Source organism: Paludifilum halophilum (genome assembly GCF_002245355.1).
In the GTDB taxonomy this organism is placed as follows: Bacteria; Bacillota; Bacilli; order Thermoactinomycetales; family DSM-45169; genus Paludifilum; species Paludifilum halophilum.
The window spans coordinates 137,443-158,203 of sequence record NZ_NOWF01000006.1; the positions used below are offsets into that span (position 1 = coordinate 137,443).

Annotated in this window: 18 protein-coding genes, 2 pseudogenes and 1 CRISPR repeat array; of the genes and pseudogenes, 9 read left to right on the forward strand and 11 right to left on the reverse strand. The window is 48.5% G+C overall.

Going from position 1 to position 20,761, the window contains the following annotated elements:
• Positions 1 to 208 precede the first annotated feature (208 nt).
• Positions 209 to 619: an acyl-CoA thioesterase gene (locus CHM34_RS10985; protein WP_094264660.1), complete on the forward strand. Its 411-nt coding sequence runs from the start codon at positions 209 to 211 to the stop codon at positions 617 to 619.
• Between the two features lie 176 nt (positions 620 to 795).
• Here CHM34_RS10985 and CHM34_RS20355 read toward each other — a convergent pair.
• The 11 genes and pseudogenes from CHM34_RS20355 to CHM34_RS11035 form a co-directional block, all read right to left on the reverse strand.
• A pseudogene (locus tag CHM34_RS20355) lies at positions 796 to 1,097 on the reverse strand (transposase); the annotation flags it as partial.
• A pseudogene (locus CHM34_RS20360) lies at positions 1,098 to 1,400 on the reverse strand (transposase); the annotation flags it as partial.
• Between the two features lie 591 nt (positions 1,401 to 1,991).
• Positions 1,992 to 3,024: a CRISPR direct-repeat array (repeat unit 29 nt; unit sequence CTTTATATCCCACTACGTTCATCTAAAAC).
• 201 nt (positions 3,025 to 3,225) lie between these two features.
• Positions 3,226 to 3,489 carry a CRISPR-associated endonuclease Cas2 gene (cas2, locus tag CHM34_RS10995; protein ID WP_094264792.1) on the reverse strand — a complete coding sequence of 88 codons (264 nt, stop codon included), beginning with the start codon at positions 3,487 to 3,489 and terminating at the stop codon, positions 3,226 to 3,228.
• 41 nt (positions 3,490 to 3,530) lie between these two features.
• On the reverse strand, positions 3,531 to 4,511 hold the full coding sequence (gene cas1b / locus CHM34_RS11000; protein ID WP_094264661.1) for a type I-B CRISPR-associated endonuclease Cas1b: 981 nt from the start codon (positions 4,509 to 4,511) through the stop codon (positions 3,531 to 3,533).
• The gene (gene cas4, locus CHM34_RS11005; protein WP_094264662.1) at positions 4,508 to 5,017 is read right to left on the reverse strand and encodes a CRISPR-associated protein Cas4; all 510 of its coding nucleotides are present in this window, start codon (positions 5,015 to 5,017) and stop codon (positions 4,508 to 4,510) included. Before cas4 ends, cas1b begins: the two co-directional genes overlap by 4 nt.
• Positions 5,018 to 5,043: 26 nt before the next feature.
• Complete coding sequence (locus CHM34_RS11010) at positions 5,044 to 7,278, reverse strand: CRISPR-associated helicase/endonuclease Cas3 (RefSeq protein WP_094264793.1); 2,235 nt, start codon at positions 7,276 to 7,278, stop codon at positions 5,044 to 5,046.
• An 86-nt stretch (positions 7,279 to 7,364) separates the two neighbouring features.
• Positions 7,365 to 8,072, reverse strand: coding sequence for a type I-B CRISPR-associated protein Cas5b (gene cas5b, locus CHM34_RS11015; protein WP_094264663.1), 708 nt, complete (start codon positions 8,070 to 8,072; stop codon positions 7,365 to 7,367).
• Positions 8,069 to 8,968 carry a type I-B CRISPR-associated protein Cas7/Cst2/DevR gene (gene cas7i / locus CHM34_RS11020; protein ID WP_094264664.1) on the reverse strand — a complete coding sequence of 300 codons (900 nt, stop codon included), beginning with the start codon at positions 8,966 to 8,968 and terminating at the stop codon, positions 8,069 to 8,071. The genes cas5b and cas7i overlap by 4 nt, the downstream gene beginning before the upstream one ends.
• Positions 8,961 to 10,835, reverse strand: a complete 1,875-nt coding sequence (locus CHM34_RS11025) for a hypothetical protein (protein ID WP_094264665.1) — start codon at positions 10,833 to 10,835, stop codon at positions 8,961 to 8,963. The genes cas7i and CHM34_RS11025 overlap by 8 nt, the downstream gene beginning before the upstream one ends.
• Positions 10,836 to 10,860: 25 nt before the next feature.
• Positions 10,861 to 11,616 (reverse strand): CRISPR-associated endoribonuclease Cas6, encoded by a 756-nt coding sequence (gene cas6 / locus CHM34_RS11030; protein WP_094264666.1) that lies wholly within the window; start codon positions 11,614 to 11,616, stop codon positions 10,861 to 10,863.
• A gap of 406 nt (positions 11,617 to 12,022) precedes the next feature.
• Positions 12,023 to 14,164 (reverse strand): Piwi domain-containing protein, encoded by a 2,142-nt coding sequence (locus CHM34_RS11035; RefSeq protein WP_094264667.1) that lies wholly within the window; start codon positions 14,162 to 14,164, stop codon positions 12,023 to 12,025.
• A 245-nt stretch (positions 14,165 to 14,409) separates the two neighbouring features.
• On the opposite strand from CHM34_RS11035, the gene CHM34_RS11040 reads away from it, so the two are divergent.
• From CHM34_RS11040 to CHM34_RS11080, 8 genes are all read left to right on the forward strand, one after another.
• A complete protein-coding gene (locus tag CHM34_RS11040; protein WP_169713701.1) occupies positions 14,410 to 16,533 on the forward strand; it encodes a PrsW family glutamic-type intramembrane protease in 2,124 nt (707 codons plus the stop codon).
• A 9-nt stretch (positions 16,534 to 16,542) separates the two neighbouring features.
• Positions 16,543 to 17,016: a hypothetical protein gene (locus CHM34_RS11045; RefSeq protein ID WP_094264669.1), complete on the forward strand. Its 474-nt coding sequence runs from the start codon at positions 16,543 to 16,545 to the stop codon at positions 17,014 to 17,016.
• A gap of 44 nt (positions 17,017 to 17,060) precedes the next feature.
• Positions 17,061 to 17,345 carry a hypothetical protein gene (locus CHM34_RS11050; protein WP_094264670.1) on the forward strand — a complete coding sequence of 95 codons (285 nt, stop codon included), beginning with the start codon at positions 17,061 to 17,063 and terminating at the stop codon, positions 17,343 to 17,345.
• 450 nt (positions 17,346 to 17,795) lie between these two features.
• A complete protein-coding gene (locus CHM34_RS11060) occupies positions 17,796 to 18,119 on the forward strand; it encodes a hypothetical protein (protein ID WP_141201691.1) in 324 nt (107 codons plus the stop codon).
• Between the two features lie 82 nt (positions 18,120 to 18,201).
• The gene (locus CHM34_RS11065) at positions 18,202 to 18,657 is read left to right on the forward strand and encodes a hypothetical protein (protein WP_094264673.1); all 456 of its coding nucleotides are present in this window, start codon (positions 18,202 to 18,204) and stop codon (positions 18,655 to 18,657) included.
• Positions 18,658 to 18,696: 39 nt separating this feature from the next.
• A complete protein-coding gene (locus CHM34_RS11070; protein WP_338048661.1) occupies positions 18,697 to 19,692 on the forward strand; it encodes a nucleoside recognition domain-containing protein in 996 nt (331 codons plus the stop codon).
• Positions 19,693 to 19,884: 192 nt separating this feature from the next.
• Entirely contained in the window at positions 19,885 to 20,310 is a 426-nt protein-coding gene (locus CHM34_RS11075) for an ArsI/CadI family heavy metal resistance metalloenzyme (RefSeq protein WP_094264674.1), read from the forward strand.
• 74 nt (positions 20,311 to 20,384) lie between these two features.
• Complete coding sequence (locus CHM34_RS11080) at positions 20,385 to 20,720, forward strand: ArsR/SmtB family transcription factor (RefSeq protein ID WP_094264675.1); 336 nt, start codon at positions 20,385 to 20,387, stop codon at positions 20,718 to 20,720.
• Positions 20,721 to 20,761 lie beyond the last annotated feature (41 nt).

Sequence of the window (20,761 nt, forward strand, 5' to 3'; positions counted from 1 at the left end):
CACTCCTTTTCCGTTTCTTTCGATCATTCCCGATTGTGAAACAGTATTTTTAGTATCAATAGTCTGTTTATTTGATTATTGTCACGATAGCACATCTGCGAATCGCCATTCAACAGACGTGTTGATTTAGGTGCAAAGAATCTCCGCCGGATTTCCTGTATAATCAGATGAGAGAGCCTTGCACCAGCCATTTAAAGGGGGACCGTCCATGCCGCTATCCACCACCTTGCAAGTGCGTTTCAACGAATGTGACGGATTGGGTCATGTCAATAATGCGGTTTACTACACCTATATGGAAACTGCACGGATCGAGTTGTTTGAAATGCTGGACCCCGAGATGGATCTGAACAACTGGAAATTAATTGTCGCTTCCACCAGCTGCGAATACCAATCCCAGGCCTCCTTCGCCCAATGGCTGAAGGTGACGACGGAGATCGAGCGGATCGGCAAAAGCAGTTTTACCGTCCTGCACCACATTTCCGACCGGGATACCGAAGAACTCATCGCCGTCGGCCGCGCCGTCATGGTTCACTACAACTACCATGAACAGAAAAGCATTCCCTTGACGGAAACAATGCGGGAGACCCTTCAATCACTGAAACCCAGCAAGAACAACTGAACCCGAATCCCCAAGTCAAGCGACCTCCTCTTTAGCAGAGAAAACCCCGTTGGTTGACACGGGGTTGAGATTATTGACAAACCCCCGTTTTTTCAACCGTGGTTGAAACGGGGGTTTGGTTTTCGGCAAAATCCGTCGAAGAAAAAAAGGACATACAGACCTCTCCCGGGCCCTTTGCTCCTCTTCCAGAGGAGCTTTGCCATCTTTCTGAGGTTTTGGCACACAGCAGTCAGGAGGCATTGCTCGGTCACTTTTGGCAAGCCCCCTCATCCGTGCGTATCGTAGTCCATGCAACTCTTTGGCATCGGCGAAAACCTCGCTCAATCGTCTCTTTTCGCCGCTTGTGGAGGGCTTTTCCTCGCTCACTCAATCGATTTTGTCGAACCCATTCCTTGGCATCTTTCCAAACGTGGCGGTTCACGGTTTTGACGTGGTTTTTGGCGTGGGTGCATTGTGCGAGAAGCGGACAGGCTTGGCACTGCTGACGACGGTTTTGGCTGAAGGTCGACGCATGAGGAATCGGATCGGTTAAGGAAAAACCGGCAAACCACCGATATGCCACATTGACGCGAATTTCCTCGACCAACCGCTGCTCGGAGAGGATGCCATACAGATACCCTACAAACAACATCTTGAACAGCTTGACCGGATCCAGACATGGACGTCCTTGATCTTCGGCATAAAGAGGGCGGGTTTTATCGGCGATGAACGAGAAATCGATGGTTGCCTGAATGCGACGAAGCAAGTGGTCCTCCGGTACCAGATCCTCGATGTTTACCATTTCCAAGCTGCCTTGTCGATGGTCTCTGTTCGGAACATCCTCATCCGTCCTTTACCTTCGGTTCTCCTTCTTTTTATTCGACATAAAAAGGCTGCTGACCTACATACTTTGTCAGCAGCCTCGAAAACCCCGTTGACACGGGGTTTTTGTTTTTATCTTGGGAAAGTTCAGATAGAAGCTTGTTGTGACTGACTTTTCGGTGTTAACGAGGCCTCTTTGCCCGTATATGAAGAAAACCATTTGTCGAAAGAAGACCCAAGTCAACCGAAACAACCGAAGGGAGGAAAAAAGAGCGACGATTGCCCACATCCACTGTTCGTTCTGGCATTTAGGTTCTTAATATTGATTCCTTATTAATCTATTTGCATTCTTCAAAGGAAGCAAATCCTTCGCTCATGGATCTGATGAATCGAAGGCTTTAACCATTCCACGCATTCTGGTCATTATCGAAGGAAGTAAGGCCTCCATTTCAGTCATCCAGATATATGGGGTTAGCAGCCTTTATTCAGCGATACCAAGTGTATAATTTTTGGAAACGTTCCAGATCCTCTTCCGGAACGGGAACGATTATGGGTGTGTCAAATTGGGTTCTTTTATATCCCACTACGTTCATCTAAAACGGAACGAGCCGTTCCTTGCGAGTTTCCGGTTGGTCCTCTTTATATCCCACTACGTTCATCTAAAACTAAGGACAATATTTTCCCTCGCGGCGCACGGACTGCCAATCTTTATATCCCACTACGTTCATCTAAAACAAACACCAACGGTGAATGTTGTTTCGATTTCAAAACCCTTTATATCCCACTACGTTCATCTAAAACCGATGTTAATGTACGGGGCCAGCTCGGGAATCTCAACTTTATATCCCACTACGTTCATCTAAAACCTTGTACTGTTAAAGGCGCGGTGGAGGTGCGGATGAGTGACTTTATATCCCACTACGTTCATCTAAAACCATTCTAATGCCTCCAATTAAAAACACTCCCTTAACTCCTTTATATCCCACTACGTTCATCTAAAACTGGTTTTTGAGGATACATCCGCCGATTGTTATAACGCTTTATATCCCACTACGTTCATCTAAAACCATTCCTCCTCTCAAGTTCATTTTGAATTGTACCAGAAACTTTATATCCCACTACGTTCATCTAAAACACGAACTATTGAAACGGTTGAGCCGGTTTCAGATGGTTCCCTTTATATCCCACTACGTTCATCTAAAACGATGTATATATTGTTGGCATACGATTATCCACCCGACTTTATATCCCACTACGTTCATCTAAAACACCAAAACGGGTGGCGGCGAAACCATAACCTTAACTAGCTTTATATCCCACTACGTTCATCTAAAACGAAATCCTCGTGCCGGAGGAAGTGGAAGCCGAAATTTATCTTTATATCCCACTACGTTCATCTAAAACATCAATACCGGACGGCTCAGAACCGATGACGTGACCATCTTTATATCCCACTACGTTCATCTAAAACTGCATGAAAATCAGAGGGTTTAGTCGAATAATACTATCTTTATATCCCACTACGTTCATCTAAAACACTCGTTTCCAAGCATTAATTCGGTCAGCGCCCACACCCTTTATATCCCACTACGTTCATCTAAAACCCCTTAAATAGACAAACGATCATCCCGCTCATGACGGTTTTTTTGATATTCTACTTGATTTACGACCTGCAGTAAAGCTGAAGTTCTTTTTCCCCGGACAAGTTGGAACTCTTTTCTATTCGTTGTCGGACGAGGGATTGCGGAGATTTCTCCCACAATCCGGTTTACTGCAAACCACTGATTTCATACATGCTTGATTCACTACAAAAACAAATCGTCAAAACTTTTTTCCTGCCCGTACACTTTCTTTTGTATGTGATTCGGATTGTTCACTTGGTACAAATAAATGGAGTCTTCATCCGCATGGATGATGCCATCCAACTCGTGCATACACCGGGTCAGTTTGCCTTTGCCGATGGATCCTTCGAACACCGAATTCTGAGTCCATGTTAAATATTCTCTCAGCTTTTTGCAAACTTTGTGCACCCGCTTCTCACCAACATCGTAGGTGATAATCACGTACACCCCGATCCCCCCTTTCACCGGTCCCCTATACACATTCACCGTTACCACCATGCTTTTAACGGACGATACCGCTCATCACCGATAAAATGTTTGATCATCTTGTAGCACTCCAAGCGGATGAACAGCCGATAGGACACTTTCCGCTTTAGTGTCCTGTGCTTTACCGTGGTCGCCAGTTTCTTTTCCCATTCCCTGATAAATCTTTTTTTCCCTTCCTCATTCAATAAGACCATCCCTTCGAAACGTTGAAAATGTTTCTTACCGATAACCCGGTTATTAACCAAAGATAGAATGAACGGATCCACAATCAGCGGTTTAAAAATCTCCGCCAAATCCAGACTGAGGGAAAAGCGTTTGCTGGATGGCTCATGCAGAAAGCTGATCGCCGGATGCAACACGGTCTTGTACACTTCTGCCAACACCGTCGTATACATTAAACTGTTCCCAAACGACAGGAGCGCATTGAGAGGATCGGCAGGGGGCTGTTTGCTTCGTTTTTCAAATAGAAAGTCGGACTTCAAAACCCGATTCAAACTTTGATAATACGTTTGTCTGATCCGTCCTTCGATCCCCATCAGTTCAGGGATGGTCTGTCTGTCAAAAATGTATGCCCGCTCCGCCTGAATGGTATCGATATACGCACCCGTTTTTTCTTGATGACGCCTTAAATTGCGCAGCATGTGATGAACACCGGAGTCCACGAACGCAGAAGCCAGATAATAACGTTTTGCCGAATCCAGATAATGCGCGCTTTGCTGAACGACTGTGTAACCGGATATGTTTTTGGTGCGTGGGTAGTACGTACCGGTATAGTAGCCGTAATAATTGTAAAAATGGAGTCGGACATCATACCTTGTCAGTAAGTTCAATAGTTTGGAATTCAAATCCACTTCGCCGAATAAATGCAGATTATCCACTCGTTCCACCGGTAATGCCTTTTGCCGACCCTCTTTGGATTCAAAATAAATCGTGTTCTGCTTACGTTTGATCCGTCCATTGGAAAAAATATAATGGTCACTCATTCCTCCACCACCTCCTTCGCAAAACAAAAGGAACGGTATGCACACTTGGTGCAATAGGGTAAACGCCGAAACGGGGGTGGTTGGGGCTGATCCAGCAATCGGCGGATACGGTGGAGGACATCTTTCAACTTTTTTTCATCCCCGGGAGTCCATACGATTTCTTCCGTTTTCCGCTCTTTCGTATAGCTGATCAGGCCTTTCTTATTCACTCCTCGCAGACGCAATTGGTACAAGTAATACAACATCTGCATGCGGTCCGCCTCTGCCATTTTGCTGGATATTTTCACTTCACGCACGTATTCGCCGTCCACCGCATCAATTTTAAACGTGTTGTCGATCATTTGCTCTTTCTTTTCTAGAAACGGATAGGAACGTTCGTGTAATACCTGGCCTTCCACCACACGATCATACTCATTTTCCATAGAGATTCCTTTGGAAAACAGCCACAACTTCCGTTGGCAAACTGAATAGTAGTGAACCTGAATTCCGCTGATCGAGGTCGTCATTTTTTCACCTCCAAAGACGGGTTCGATCACGTAAATAAATCCTGCTTTTCGAGTTGAAACGAAATTCCCTTCCCTTGACATGTTTCTGGATTGAACTCATAATGGGCATCCAGTACCCAGACGTCGCTTAACGGATCACGAGGATTGTCCACGACCCGGCGCAAGAGCCTTTTTTGCAACGGTTCACCCGCCGCATCTTTTCCGTAAAACATCGATTGGGGCAAGCTGATCGTTTGGCGTTGGATGGCTTTTCTGAATGCTCTTTTTTCCGACCGTGGCGCTGTTCGGTATACTTCAACCTCGTCTGTCCATTCATCGAACAAATTCCCGGGAATTACCGTGATGTTTTGGATTTTGCGCAGCTTTTGTTGCGCTTCTTTTTCCGTCATCTTAAAGGGGTCCAAACTATCGAAAAAATCCATAGCCTCTTCGAATTGCTCCAGAAAATCCGTGCCTGACAAATAATCCGGGTGATAAAGTTTGCGCACCAACTCCACTTTGGATGGCTCGTCCAGAATTGCCCCGTCATATTCATCGAGCAGTGCCAACCCTTTCTCGACCAAGGAACGATCGTATACATTGTTGCGACCGATACCGGAAATCCGGTTCAGATCAGTATAAACAAAGACATTGGGTTGTTGGTGATCCAACTTCCGTTTGCGATAACAGCGGCCCAACCGTTGGAAGAAGCTGTCCAACACGGAAAGCTCGGTATGCAGTTCATCGAAATCGATATCGATACTCGCTTCCACCAGTTGCGTGGTAATCCAGACGCCGGGATGTTTTTCTTGCTCGTTAAAATGCCGGATCTCTCCCTCCAATAACTGACGGTCTTCCCGAGTAAACTGGGAGTGAAGCAGGTAAACCTCATCACCGGCGATCTCGTGCAACCTCTCATACAATTGAACCGCCCGGCGCACCGTGTTGACAATGATCAACACCTGTTTATCTCTTCCTCTCTCAGCCACCTCATCCAGATGATCCTCCACGACGCTCTCCCGCAATTGAATGCGATGACGGGTCAAATCCGGGTCGACGAACTCCCCTTGCGCCACGCGATCCATGTCGATCCCATCCAAAGCCCGCAATTCTTCCAGATACAAAGTCGGCATCGTAGCCGTCATCACCATAAACCGACCGCCCACCCGGCGGATCATCTCCAACGATTTGACAAGCATGGCCGCGATATCCGGATCATAGACCTGGATTTCATCGATAATCACTTTGGCCCCGGCCATCGTAGCCAATTCTTTTTCAAAGCCGCGGTAATAAAACGGAAACTTCAGGATTTGATCAATGGTGGTCAGCAATAACTTGTTGGACAGCTGCCGGGATTGGTCGTACAGTTTCTCCCAATGCTCCCCGCCGTTCTCATCCAAGTAATCTTGAGCGGTGGAGTGAAGCAACCCGGCCGCCGAATAAGCCATCCCTTCGTCTTCGGTGATCCGGCTGTAAATGGCATTGATGCTCACCCTGAGCGGTAAAGTGAAAAAGGTCTTGTCCTCCCCGGCCCACAACAGAGCCGCTTCCGTTTTGCCCATCCCGGTTTGGGCGATGGCGATCACGTTTCGATCCCGGTTCGCTTCCGCGAACCTCTGCAACTCATTTTTTTGAAAGCCCCGACCGTCCATAAACCGGTCCGTATAGATCCCAACCGGTTCATCCACCCCGGCTTCGACCGGTACGTGAGCGGAAGCCGCATGATCGAGACGGTGTAATAACCCTTTCAACATGATATAGCGGAAAAACTCCGGGTCAGACGGGGTGTATCGCTTCTGTAAATAATCGACGAACTCCACCGATAACCGCTCCGTCACCGGCAACTCCATGTGTCGGGTGATCGCTTCCCGTTTCGGCAGCAAATCCGTTTCCAGCGCTTCCTGAATGAACGCCTTGACAGGCTCCTGTTTCCGTTCATGATGATAACCGACGGCGTGGATGAACAAGCGTTTCTCATTTTCCGTCAGATCATAACGGTGGAAGGGAACGAGTCCGACAGACAGATAATTATGTGGTATGGTGCGGTCATGGGCAACGAACAGCTTCTCTTCTCCGCGTTGTTGACGGATACGGTTCTGAAACACACCATCCGCCTTACCCACATCATGGTAGCGCACAATCATCTCCAGCAGTTCCCAATCCCGTTCCGACAGCACCGCCAGCCGGTCACCATAGGCTTTACGCAATCGTTTATACTCCGTCAGTAACTGTTCCGTATGCTCCCGAATCGTTTCCACCGGCTCGGATTTGGCATACACCATCGGTTCCCCCTTGTATCCGTATTTCAAGAAAAGAGGGCCCTCTGCAGGAACCCTCTCGGATGTCTTAACATTGTTCGCAAGTCTCTTTATTGCTCTAACTGATCGTGAAAAACGACCGGATCGCCTTTATCATCGACCAACCCTTGGCCGGGCATCAATGACAGACCGGCCAGCACATAGCCGACAGAAATTTTTTGCCAGCGGCGAACCCCGTTGTGGATATCGTACTTCCAGTTCAACTGGTAGGGTATGTGACGTTTGTGCATCACCGAACGGCGGGGAACATATGCGTTCATGGGCAGTGTTTTTTCGTCTTCCAGTTCCCCCACCTCGGTCAAGCGGCATTCATCGACACGGGCCAAATCTTCCCACCGTCCGAGGCTGAAATGCTCTTCCGCTCGTTCGATCCGCTCTTGTAGCTCCCGAAGTATATTCTCCTCCGCCTCGATATGCAATAACAGCTCCACCCCATACAACAGGTGTGTGTAAAGAGGCATTTTATTTATTTTTTGATAATTATAGGATTCGATTCCCAGGCCGTTCAGTACGAGAGGAAACTCTGCCACATCGCGCTTTTTGAACAAATAGTGAGTTTGATAATCCACCAACTTCGTCTCATAACGACCCTGGACACTGACGCGCATCGGGATGAACCGATCTGCATCGAGAAGGGCATGAGCCCAGCCTTTAACCGTGGAGTAAGGGGGGAGCGGATATGTCTCCCCCACTTTAAAGGCCAACGGTTTTTTGTAACAGGCCGTCTCCTGAAACAGTTTCAACCGTAAAGTTTTCATAAAGACACTCCGTAATATGCGGACACCTCTTCACTGAGCCGATGGAAGAAGGATTCGACCGAATCCACCCGTTCCCCGAAGGCCTCCCGGAAGGCCGTTTCGTTATCGAATATACCGGGGATAAAACCGATCCGTGTCTCTTCACCGACGGAACGACCGGCAAAAGTTTGTTCCATCACCGCCTGAATCGGCTTCAAGTCCAAGGTCCAACCTTTCGCCGCTTGATCCAGCTGGACTTTGCCGAGAAAAAACGGGTTGGCCACCTCATACACACCGCCGACCACAAAGAGGGGGGCTAAATTTTCCTGCCTACCGCGGATTTCGCGGTTTAAAATCTTCATAATATCCAACAGTTGTTGCACACGGGCGGCTTTGATCTCCGGATCCAACTCAATCTCTCCGTTGGCATCGACACCGACACGATCCAGATCCAAGGTTAGCGTATAGGTATACAAGCTTTCATGTTGTTCAATGTTGGCTAAGTTGGGAGTCTCCCCGATGCGCTCCGCCAGTCCCATGTTATTCAGAAACTCCATGTCGCTGCGGTACGGCTCCAGAGAGATGGCATGGCTGAGCCGAGCCACGGCGGGACGCTTTTGCGATTGCTTGGCCGTCTTCAAATAGCCGAACAAATCCATTTCCACTGAATCTTTGATGGTGACATCTTTTTTGAATTGGATAACACCACTCGCTTTGTCCACCGTATTCAGATTCCACTCGTACAGCTGGTTGCCCAGCCGAACAATGTCATAACGCAGGCTTTGCCGGGACGCAAAAGTGTACACCTCTCCGTTGGCCCGGTGAAACTTTTTCAACTCCGATATGTTGGCGATCCCTTCCCCGTAGTTCAACGAATTGGCTTGAAACACACCCGTAAATGAGAGCGCCTTACTCACTGGCGGTCACTCCTTCTTCGTTTTGTTCTTTGGATGCTTCATACTTCTCAGATAATAACCCGGCGACAAAAGCGTTGGCCACTGTGTGAAAATCCAGCTCCCGCTCATGCAACGCGTCCAGAAAAAACGTCGGCACCGGCTTGTCCGCCGACATATAAAGACGCATCAGCGTATCCATGAAACTTTTGCGGTTGTTGGCATTGGCGGCATTCAACAACCGGTAAGCGATGCCGCTGATTTTTTTGGCGCCGCTGGCCGTATACTGGTCTTCCGGCGCTCCTTCCCGCGGCCCCCGTTGATTGAACAGCTCCCGGATGTCCGCACCGCTTCGGTACACCCGATACACGGCACGCACCCGTCTCTCTTTGGCATCCATTGCAGAGCCCCCTTCTCGCAAATGTTCTGCATATCGGCGCAGGCGATAACGTTCTCTCACCGCAACGTAGGCACTCCACCCGCCGTAACCACCTTCCACACTTTGGCGCAATAAGCGGGTAATGACGTGACGGGGATCCTCGCCTCTCAAGACATAGCGGATAAACCGTTCCCGATATTCCCACGGGCGGATATGCTCCAACTCCCGGGCATGGCTGTTTAAATAATGAGCCAAATACGGCGGCAAATGATAATAATCCAACAGTGTTTTTTTGGAATCGTAATCCGCAGAAAACTCGATGAACAACAGGTGATCTGCCACATAGCCCGCTTCCCGTTCCACATTTTCGATCATCTGGCTGACAATGCGGTCAAAGGGCTCATCACGACGTTTGGCGATCCGGAAATGATTATTTTTCCTGATGATATCTGGAATCGGGGTATCCGATTGGACAAAGCCCATATATCTGCGAAACTCTCCTTGTTTTCCGAAGCCGTCTTTTCGGGTATAAACGGCAGCCCCCGCCGGCGCGCAAAACAGGATCAGTTTTGCCAACGCGGAAATGGGGACAGTTTCGTCTTTAGCCAAATTCCAATTGAAGTTTATATTTTTTGCCCGCGAAATGCCGAGTGGAGAAAACACCATTTCTTCATAGTTCGTCGTTGCCATCTGTCCATTGATCAAGGTACATTGTGACACCTGCTCATCAAAATAAGTCCGCATATCAGCCCAATCTTTTTTCTTCACAGCCTTTTTGATCGCCTTAAATGGACCGTAGTCTCGATGTTCGTCCAAAAAAGTCAACACTTCATCCACTGCTGCGGCCTCTTGAACCGTTGTCCGCAATTCAGCTTCCCAAACCACCGGCAGAATATAATCCTGATAAAACTTTTCAATGTGCTCCTCATAACTGAGGCGATTGGCCGACACCTGTAAAAAGGAAGGTTGTCCGAAAAACGATTTCATAATCGTCGATTTTAAATAATTAACCGTCAATTTTCGTTCAACCGTCGGTTCATAAAGCACCCGGATGAAACGGTCCGTGAACTGTTGCAGCTCCTTCAGCTGCTCCATCTTCTTGATCCCTTTCAAGCCTTCCTGAATACTATTAACCGCTTCCCCCCATTCGGTATCTCCGTAATATTTGAGAACTTTATCCGTGTTGGTTTTGATCGTATCCCGAACATATTTCAACCCCGCACGAAAAGCGTCCTTCGTAAGATCAGACTTGGATAGCCCCTCCATCACTTGATTCAATTTTTCATCCTCCCGCTTGGCCAAACTGTATTGATCAACCATGTATTCAAAGTAGGCCCGGGGAAACGAGGACAGCGCATCGGGATCCAGGACGAGGGCATCATGTTCCACCTTGATCCGTCGCGCTTCATGGCGGCTGATGATCCGGTTCTTTCTGCCGAACTCGACAATGTTGGATACCCCCACAATTCCCATCGTCATGGTCCAGTCTGTCGGTTCGATCCGTACCTTCATAAGCTCACCTCCTTATCGTTGGTAATCATAAACCCGCCTGCACCTTTTCGGGAATCTCCTGCACTTGCTGAAGAACGTCAACACAGCCCAGGCCGAAGCCGCGGCGCCATCCCAGTCCGAGCTGGTACAACAGGTGTAGGTCTTGCGGATTTCCTCCCAAAGCCAACGTGCCTTGGTACGTGGTGTAGTAGAGATAACCGGCCTGTCGTTCTCTGAACCGACGGTTGGACTCCTTCAACACCCGCCTTTTCATATGCAACGGCTGCACGCGAAGATCTTCCTGCAAGCCGTAGCCGCGGTAATTGGACAAGGTCAGGTCCGCCATATAAGCCAGTTCCCTTTCATATCCATCGTCTTCCGGTGCCAGCGGATGACCCGCTGCATTCTCGACGAGGATCGGAGAGCGCGTCTTGAAAAGGACAGCCGGTGTTTGCACCGTCTGCTCCGGAATCATGTCCAAGCGTGCCTTATTCAATGAATAAGAGCGATAACGCACCTCCCGGATCTCGTGTAAACCGTTGTACAAATGAAGTAAAAATTCATGGTCGGGGGAACTGAATGTGACATGAAGCTGTTCAAGGGCGATTTCCTCCCCCATGAAAGTAAAATTTTTCAGAAACGGGGAGAAAGTAAACGGCTTCATTTTCGGCGGATCCGTTTCATACCAGTACCGGTAATAAGCAGGATCCGAACGTTTCAGGCTCTCTTTGACGATCGAAACGATCCCCATGCGATAGTCCACCGGCAATTTTTCGACTTGAAAGGCACAAAAGAGACGCACGATGTTCACCTCCTTGACAGAGTGTCCAACTCCATCATATCAGGATCCCTAACAGGAGTTGTCAGGGATCCTGTGTTTGGGGAGATTTTTTTAGGGGAGATCTCCCTCCAAACCCATCATATCAAGCATCTCTTCCCGGGACATTTCCAAAACCGGAAGTTACGTTTCCTTCATTGTCAAGTACCACGGCAAATCCCCCCCAGACTGATTTCTCTCACCATAGGCTTGTTTTTTAAAAACTATTGATTGTCGTGGAATATTGTTGTCTGAAATGACGACCCACATAGGCTTTTCTTTTTAATACAATTGCCTAGCCTGATCATGTGAACGCTCATTGATTCCTCCTTCCCATGCTCCTAATGCTCGAAAAACGTTACGATCACTAAATGGAGGCTGATATATCCGCTCACAAAAACAAAAGCGCTTTTCCATCTCCATAAGAGGGGAGCATTCCCCGGTTGAAACGGGTAGAGCTCTTGTCCGCATAATGAGTTGTTACCGGCAAACGAGTTTTATTCAATGCTCCGATATGCATGTAGGATAAATGAAAAATATCCAACACGACCTGTTGCATGGGAAGGTTGCCCGACATGCGCTCGATCTTCAATGGCTTCGCCATTCCCATCCTTTCATGAGGGTTCGTGGAGCAAAGATAAGCTAAATCCTTTTTAATATACGCCGCACCCAATACGGTTTCCCAACGATTATTCTCACTGAATCGGGCTATACGGGTCTGCGAATCCTTGATCACCGATATATAGTCAAACTTTACTCCTTCGTCTCCCATGATGTTTCGAACATGATTCAACTCTTCTTCATAACACTTTCCATCCCGGTGAAAGGTTATATGTTCAGGCCGTTCCCCGAATGTTTCTTCATATTGATGGATCGCTTCCAGGGTCAAATCGAGATAAGTTCCCTCGCCAATCTTCTCCCCTTTTTCTATCGTTCTGAGTGGCTTGGAGTCCAACATACGCCCATCCTTCCCTACCACCTGCACGATGCCTGTAGCATGTTTTCCGTCATCATGGCTTACATCCAACCCGATAAAACAGTCCGAATGAAGGGATTGAGCCAACACCCAAGGCTGAATGACCCCGCTTTTTCCATAGATGCCTAACAATAAATTAAAAAAAGCATACTCTTTTCCTTTTCGGTTGATTTCCACCGTATTTAAGGTAACCACCTGAGTAGCAATCGCCTTTTTCCCCGTAAGTTCCTGCTTGATTGCTTCGTAGCAGCGGTCCGCTCGCTCTTCATTGGTAATAATAACCGTTAAGCAATGTAAATCGGAGGATATTCTTTTCAAACTCTTACGCAATTCAGTCGGATCCTGAAAAATCACCCGGCGGAGTTGTGAAGTAGTGTTTATCCGATGAATATCCACACCAGTCCAAAAGGACTGGTTCTCCAACTCGTTCATAAATCGGACCACCTGATGTTCATTAGGTTTTCCCTGCAGGATTTCTCGGATAATCTCCCCATCGACTAAATAAGTAACGTCCAATTTATCCGTTTCGTTTTTAAATACACCTCCATTTTTTAGCCCCTTAAAGGTAGATTTACTCGTGTGGTTTTGACCGAATCGGAGGACGGGAGAGGAAAAGGTGGTCAATTCAAACCCGTGTACAGCCGCCAGCAATCCGTTCCGCTCATACTTCAAACGGGGATAAGCCTGTAAAATCTCCTCTACCGACTGGATCATCCGCTCCGTCTTATCGTGAGCCGACATTTTGACATGTCGTGAGATCGGTCGGATGGCTGGCTGCGGCAATTGCTCAAAAGAGGTTTCCAATGTCAGTAAATCAGGAATAAAAGGTAGTTCTTCCCCGTTGGAGGCCGCTACCATCACCGCCGTCGATTCCGGGGATACCTTTTCCACCAAGAACCCCTGATTACGGTTGATGTAGTAATCAATCAAGGAACGCCTAATCTCTTGAAACGGCTGCCCTACCAACCGCTCATCTACACGAATAAACCGGTATCGAGTATGCCGGTAACGATCCACCACTGTTACACCTTCCCGTACCATAGAAGATCCACTGCGGATCAACTCCCCGAGATGCTTCCGATGAAGAAATCGATGGGTCAGATGAAACCCGATCAAGATTGATCCGGTTTTATCGACCTCTGTCCGTAAGCAAAAAGTAGGATGGACACGGATTCCGCTATGTTCAAAGCCGGGCTTTGCCATGGTGAACTGACCATTGCGAATCCGGTATTTCCTTTTCGGCTGAGCCGCCTCGATGTTCCGCATCAGCACTTGCTCCAATACGGCTCGCTCATGGGCGTCCTCCTTCCGGATCGGTCGAACCTCAACATTTGAATAGGCGTGTTCACCCCACTCCCGAATCGGTTCAAAGGAGGCGATGACTTGCCCTCGAAAATCCATCGGCTGCCAACCATTCAATCGCCGGAGATCCGACAGGACCGAATAGTTTTCCGCATATTTGTTATCCCAATCGCGAACCGGCATCCAATAGAGATGAAGAGGAAAGTCCTCTGTTGTCGACTTCATTCGCCAATTGGTCAAAATGGAACGCTTCATGGAATTCCCCCGAATTAAATCTTGTGTTTACGAAATGGAAAAAGAACGAACAAAGTCTAACCGGTTGAACCCTGTTGCCGCAAACCGGTCAGATAAGGTATAACTATTATTATAGCATCAATTGGAAAGTTTTTGTGGTTGACAAAGGGAAAGGGAAAAAGTAATTGCCTCACTCATCGAACACTATATTTAAAAATTACTCATAATATCATAAGTTACAATCGTCCCACCAAGGAGGGATGCAGTTGGTTGAATCCTTACGCCGGTTGGGAACCGCCTTTCTGGAGTACCTGGACCAACGCCGAAAACGGTGGGCGGATAAGCATCCTCTGCTCCTTTCGCGGCTGAAAAAAGTCTATATCGTTCTGGCTTGGCTGCTGTTGATTCTGGCTGTGCTGGCCTGGATCTTCATCCCGCAGGCCCGGGAAGCGCTGATCCAGTTTTTGTGGAGCTATTATTTGTTGTGGCAGTTTTGGTTCTTATCCCGAAGCAAGACATTTTCCTGGACTCCCTATGCCCGGTTGTTTGCGGTGGGAGCCTGGATCATCGCTCCTTTGTCCGCCTTGATGATCTACAGCACCCACGGATTGTTCGTCGACGGTTCCGTCTCAATCGGGGAGGATTGGAGCAGCGACATTTACGGGCCGATCGTGGAAGAAAGCGTCAAACTCTTGCCCTTTTTCCTGCTGTTCCTGTTCACCCGTCGCACCCAATCCTTCAGCCTGACGGATTACATGCTGACCGGGGCAGCGGTGGGAGTCGGTTTCGATTTTATGGAAGAAGTGGTTCGCCGATGGGTGACGGCGGATTCGAACAACAGCCTGCTCGGCATCTTGGCCCGTCTCGCCACCGATACCGAGCAAAAATGGGAGATCTTCACCCTCTTTCCGGGCTCCTTCGAGGACGGAGAGGCGATTTCAGTCGGTCACGGAGTTTGGACGGGACTGATCACACTGGCTATCGGCTTAGCCATCCAATTTAGAGTAAAATGGGGCCAAAAGGCTTACCTGCTCCCGGTCCTCGTCTGGTGCTGGGCCACCTTCGACCACGGTGCATGGAACGCCCACAACGATTCAATGCCCGATTTCGCCTCCTTTCTTTATACTTTGGGAGTCCATGGGCACCTCTACAAGTGGACCTTCGTACTGGCCATTCTGATCGCTATCTGGATCGACTTCCGGGACTTGAACCGGGTTCGGGATCAACTTCCCTCCCTGCCTCGGGAAACCGTGTTGGAACCGGTCACCGAATTCCTCACGGTTTGTCAGTCTTTGTTTCGTGGTCGGAAGATCTGGGGCCATGCAATGCTGTTGATCCGGGAACGGAGAGAGTTGGGTTTCTCCCTGTTGCATGAGAGCGAAGCAGGGAAGCGAGAAACTCTTCGGGAATCAGTGGAGAAGCGGGCCGTCTTTTTAGCGGGGGCTTTCGCTACCGGGATAGCCCTGCTGTTGCTCATCGGATGGCCTTCCATCAATCCCGACTGGACCGACGCCTACTTTGCGGGCTTGCTGGACCGCCTCTCAGATTGGTGGCAGGGACTAAACGGCTGGGAAAAAGCGGGGATCATCGTTACCACCGCCTTGGCAGGCGGCGTCCTCACCCTCGCTACCGGCGGCGGCTTCCTGGCCGGAGGCTTTACCGCCCTGGGAGCGGCTCTCACCGTCCAGGACATCCTGAAAAACCCGGAGCCGATGAAAAAATTCTTGGAAGACCCGATGGGCATCATCCAAGAGTGGGGACGAAAGCTGGGCAAACTCCCTCCCCAGGAAGCCGGTGCCGTCATCCTGGCAGTAGCGGCGGATCAGATCCTGAAGCGAACACCCGCCGGCAGGCTGGTCGACGAACTGGCAGATCTGATCAAGAACCGGACGCAACGGTTCGCGAGAAAGTGGATGCCGGGCAGTCAGGTGCAGGAAGCCGGTACAGGGATGAGAGTGGATGTGAATGAGCCGGATTACCGGCAAAGTTCGAGGGATGGATCTTCAGGCGGCGGTTTCGGGAAGGAGCCGGTTGAGAAAGAAATTAAGCCTATTGAATTAGGGCATGCTACGACTAAAGATTATAGGAAAACATTTTTCATGCATCATCCGGAGCTAAAAGGAGAGGTAGTGGTACATCATGCAGTTGAGCAAAAAATGTTGAACCGCTTTCCAGAATTGTGTTCATGGCAAGAAATCCATTCTTATGAGAATCTTCGGGGAATACCTCGAGAATTAAATCCAGATTTACACCTTTCTACAATACGCAAAGAATGGAACCAGTTCTATAAACAGTTTAGGGGAGGACCTGGTCCGACAAAAGAACAAGTACTTAAAAAAGCTGCTGAAATCGACATAAAGCTGGGTAAATTGTTTACTCCCCCAAAGTAGGTGATTTGTTTGAAACTGTTTCAATTGGAACCGGAAGTAGCTGGTGGTTGGGGCGAAAATACGATTATCGCAAACCTGGATGAATATCGACAAAAAGGGGCAAGACCCAATGTAACCAATTTACACTATGAGTTCGACGGTTGGCTGGGTGATGAATTGTTAGAATCAACACCGTGTTTTATCGTCACAACCGATCTGGAAAGAGCGATCAAAGATCAAAACCTTAGCGGTGTTACCTTTACTAAAGTAGAAATCAGCACCACTCCTGAATTTGATGAGCTGTATCCGGATCGAACCCTTCCGGAGTTTAAGCGATTGATACCTCTCGGGGAAGTCCAAATATCCGATGATGGTAGAGTCACTGACTGGTCCCGGCAGGATTTCTGTCTAAGCCAAAAGGATTATTTGGTTGTCACTGAAAGAGCTTTCCAACTTCTTAAACAGTATCAGTTAGATCAATGTGATATAACATCATTACGTTAAAAGCCAGGGAACCCCCTCTGGCTTCATTTTAAGGAGATCAGTCAATGAGAAAGGCTACCGGGGAATTCTGGAATAACAGGGGGCAGTGCTTATTAAAATCGATGAGGACCGGCTACCGTTATTTGAGAATCTGGAAGCATACTGGCGACGGAGAGAACCAGGAAAAAGTCAAGAAATACAAGAAAAAAATCTTCAGCTTTTCTCCTGAACGGCAACTGTTGCTAAGGGGAGGAATTTACACAGAACTGGACTTGCTCCCGAAAAGGCTTTGGAACAAATCGGAAAAACCTTTGATGACTACGGTATCCCAGTTGAATTTTGACAAATGAAGTGGTCTGGAGGTCAATGAGTTGGACGCCTACCGGTTAATGTTTCCTATCTGGAGAAAGATTATACTGAAGTTGGTTTAGAAATCTCAAAAGTTTTAATGAAACATTGGGGGGCCATTCAGAGCTTGGATGGGAGTGGACCAGAGCCAAATCCTCCTTTCTATAACATTGGTTCAATGAATCAGTTAGAAGAAGAAGTGCACAAAAAACAAAAAGAAGGTAAATACCGACTTTTTGACTTAACGTTTTTTAATCCACTCATTAAAGACGAAACGTATGTAAACAGGTTGCATCTAAGCCCTCGCTTTCTCGAGTTGAATAAATACGACGATATTAAACATTTAAAAACAGAGGACCCCCTGGTTAATGCCCATAGGACAGGTGTTTATTGATGTAGCTTCTCAAACTTCTATTAAAGAATTATGGTTTGGTCAAGGTTGGAATGCTTTCATGGGAGAGCCTGCCTTCCTGTATCGCCCATCAAAGTTATTCGACCGGGTTCAGCATAGTTTATATATCCTAAAGACGAAAGACGAAGTCCTCTCCCTTGTCGACCGATTCCATCGACAGATCCCTGCTGAACTGGTAACCCATTTCCTACGGGAACGGCTGGATTACGATTCCGTACAGGAAATGGGCGACAACAAGATCTTGGTTCGGTTCTACGACCGGGAGCTAACCAAACTGAAAGCGGACCCGCGGGTTGTATTAAAGGATCTGGGGGAACATATCAATCGCTACTGTGCAGAAAAAGGGGTAAAACTGTACAACTGATTTCTACCCAACCTGTTGATGGATGGCTTACTTTCATAAGTGAGCCTTTTCTTTTTTATTCTCCTTAAAACGGAGTGATCAGATGTTTGAAAAGGATCCAAAAGTTTATCGGCTGCTTGAATGTGATGATCATGGAAATTACATCGGTTTAGATGGCGTGAGAGAACAGGTAGATGAAATAACTCCAAGCCGTCTGGAAGGTGTCACAAGGCTTTCGTTTCATGGGAATCGAGCTGTTCGTTTTGAAGCCACGTTAACGTTATTAGGCTGGTTCGAACCAGTGGCTTTAGATGCATGCAAAGCGATTCTCGACTCAAACTTAATGAACGAAGGCCCCCCCTTGTCACCCCATCGCCTTTGGGAAGTAGACTGTTCATATGAAGAATTAGCCTCCCAGTTGGTGGGTGGAGTTGGAATTTATTCATGGAACACACAGAAGAAATTATTAAGATGGCTGATCAAGATTAAGAAAGCTGCTGACCAGGTGATGGTTAGCAGCTTTCTATGTTTTACATTCATCCGCTTGGACCGACTGTGAATCACGATTGGCTCCCCTTGACTCGGGGGAGTATCATAGATGACAGAAATGATCAAAACGTATCAACAGAAAACGGGAGTGGAGCGATTGATGAAGTCCATTTCGTGGAAAGACGGGTGGAAATCCGGAATCGGTACGGTATGGGAACTGGGGAAAATCATCTTTCCCATCACCCTGATTGTCGGCGTGCTACAACATACACCGGTGATCGACACACTGATCGCCTGGGTATCGCCGGCGATGTCCTGGCTCGGCCTGCCCGGGGAAGCCGCTATTCCCCTCGTATTGGGCAATCTCCTCAATCTTTACGCCGCGATCGGAGCCATGCTTCCTCTGGAGTTGAAAGTCAAGGAGGTCTTTATCCTGGCGGTGATGCTCTCTTTTTCCCACGCATTACCCCTGGAATCTGCCGTCTGCAAGCGGGCCGGGATCAGCAGTCTCCTGATCACCTCAGTCCGGATGGGCCTGGCCGCAGTGAGCGGGGCTCTGATCCATGCATTCTGGAACGGCGGACAGGAGACGGTCCGTTTCAGCGGAGGCGGACCCGCCGAAGAGACCGTCTCCGGATGGGGGGAAATCATCTTATCCGCCTTGCAGACAGCGGGATCCAGTATCCTCCAGCTGGCCGTCATTGTCATCCCCTTGATGCTGGGGATTCAAGTAATGCGCGATCTCGGTTTTCTGGATCGGTTCGCCGAGTGGATGAAGCCGCTGATGAAACCGCTGGGTATTGCACCCCGGGGCTCCGTCACTTTAACCAGCGGACTCTTGATCGGTCTGTCCTTCGGAGCGGGAGTGATTTTGCAACAGACCCGGGAAAAGCGATTCACCCGGCGGGAAATCACATTGATTCTCATCTTTCTGGCCTGTTGCCACGGGGTGATTGAGGATACCCTGATCTTTGTGCCCTTGGGGATTCCGGTATGGCCCCTGCTGTTCATCCGCCTTATCGCCGCCATATTGCTAACACTGATTATCGCCCGGCTGTGGCCGGCAGAGCCCCTACAGAAACCCCGGGAAGTACCCAACCATTGAGGCTGATAAAACAACATCCGGCTCCCTCCTTCAGGGGGCCGGATGTTTATGTGAACCGGAAATCCCGCTACAAAAAATATCCTCGTCAACATCAGATCAATTTTTTTTGATTTAGGAATTGAAACATCAAACAAAATTGATATATAATCAAATCAACAAAAGTTGATTTGAGGGATAAGGAGAGGATACAAAATGGTATTAAAGCCTCATATGGCCATCAACGTAAAGAATTTAGACGCTTCCATCCGGTTTTATCGTCATCTGTTCGGGGAGGAACCGGCCAAGGTACGCCCCGGATATGCAAAATTCGACCTGGATGAGCCGGCCCTGAACTTCACCCTGAATGAAGGCGGCGAAGTCATCGGTGGGATCAATCACTTGGGAATCCAAGTCGAGTCGACTGAAGCAGTCACGGCCGCCAAAGAACGTTTGAAAAACGCCGGGTTGGCCTCCTTCGATGAAATGGATACGACCTGTTGCTACGCCCGCCAGGACAAAATCTGGGTCACCAGCCCCGATGGTCATCAATGGGAAGTCTTTTTTGTCAAAGAAGATGCGGATCGATTCGGACAGTCACCGAATATTCCGAAACCTGAAAATGCTTGTTGCACTTCCTGACCGACATCAACCGAAGTTCATCGAGCGAAACCTGGGGCAGTGCCCAGGTTTCGCCCCAAAAAGGAGGAGTCTCGATGACTGGAACTTATGAACCGTTGTCCCTGATCGCCCGGGCACTGTCAGACCCGATCCGGTGTCAAATTCTCGACTTGATCGCCCGAGGCAGTACCGAGGAAACCACACCGTGTTGTTCCATCGGAATGTGTGTCTGTGACATCCAAGACGCTTTAAATCTCAAGCAATCCAAAGTCTCTTATCACCTCAAGGAACTGAAAAATGCAGGCCTGTTGCATGAACGCAAACAAGGGAAGTGGAACTATTACTCCGTCAACCAAGCCGCGCTAAGGACCTTCTGCGAGGAACTCTCCCACCGTTTTCACCTGTCGGAAGAGGTCGTCACCCCTTCTTAAGGGGAGAGAACGAATGGACCCTACCGAATCCGGTAGGGTCC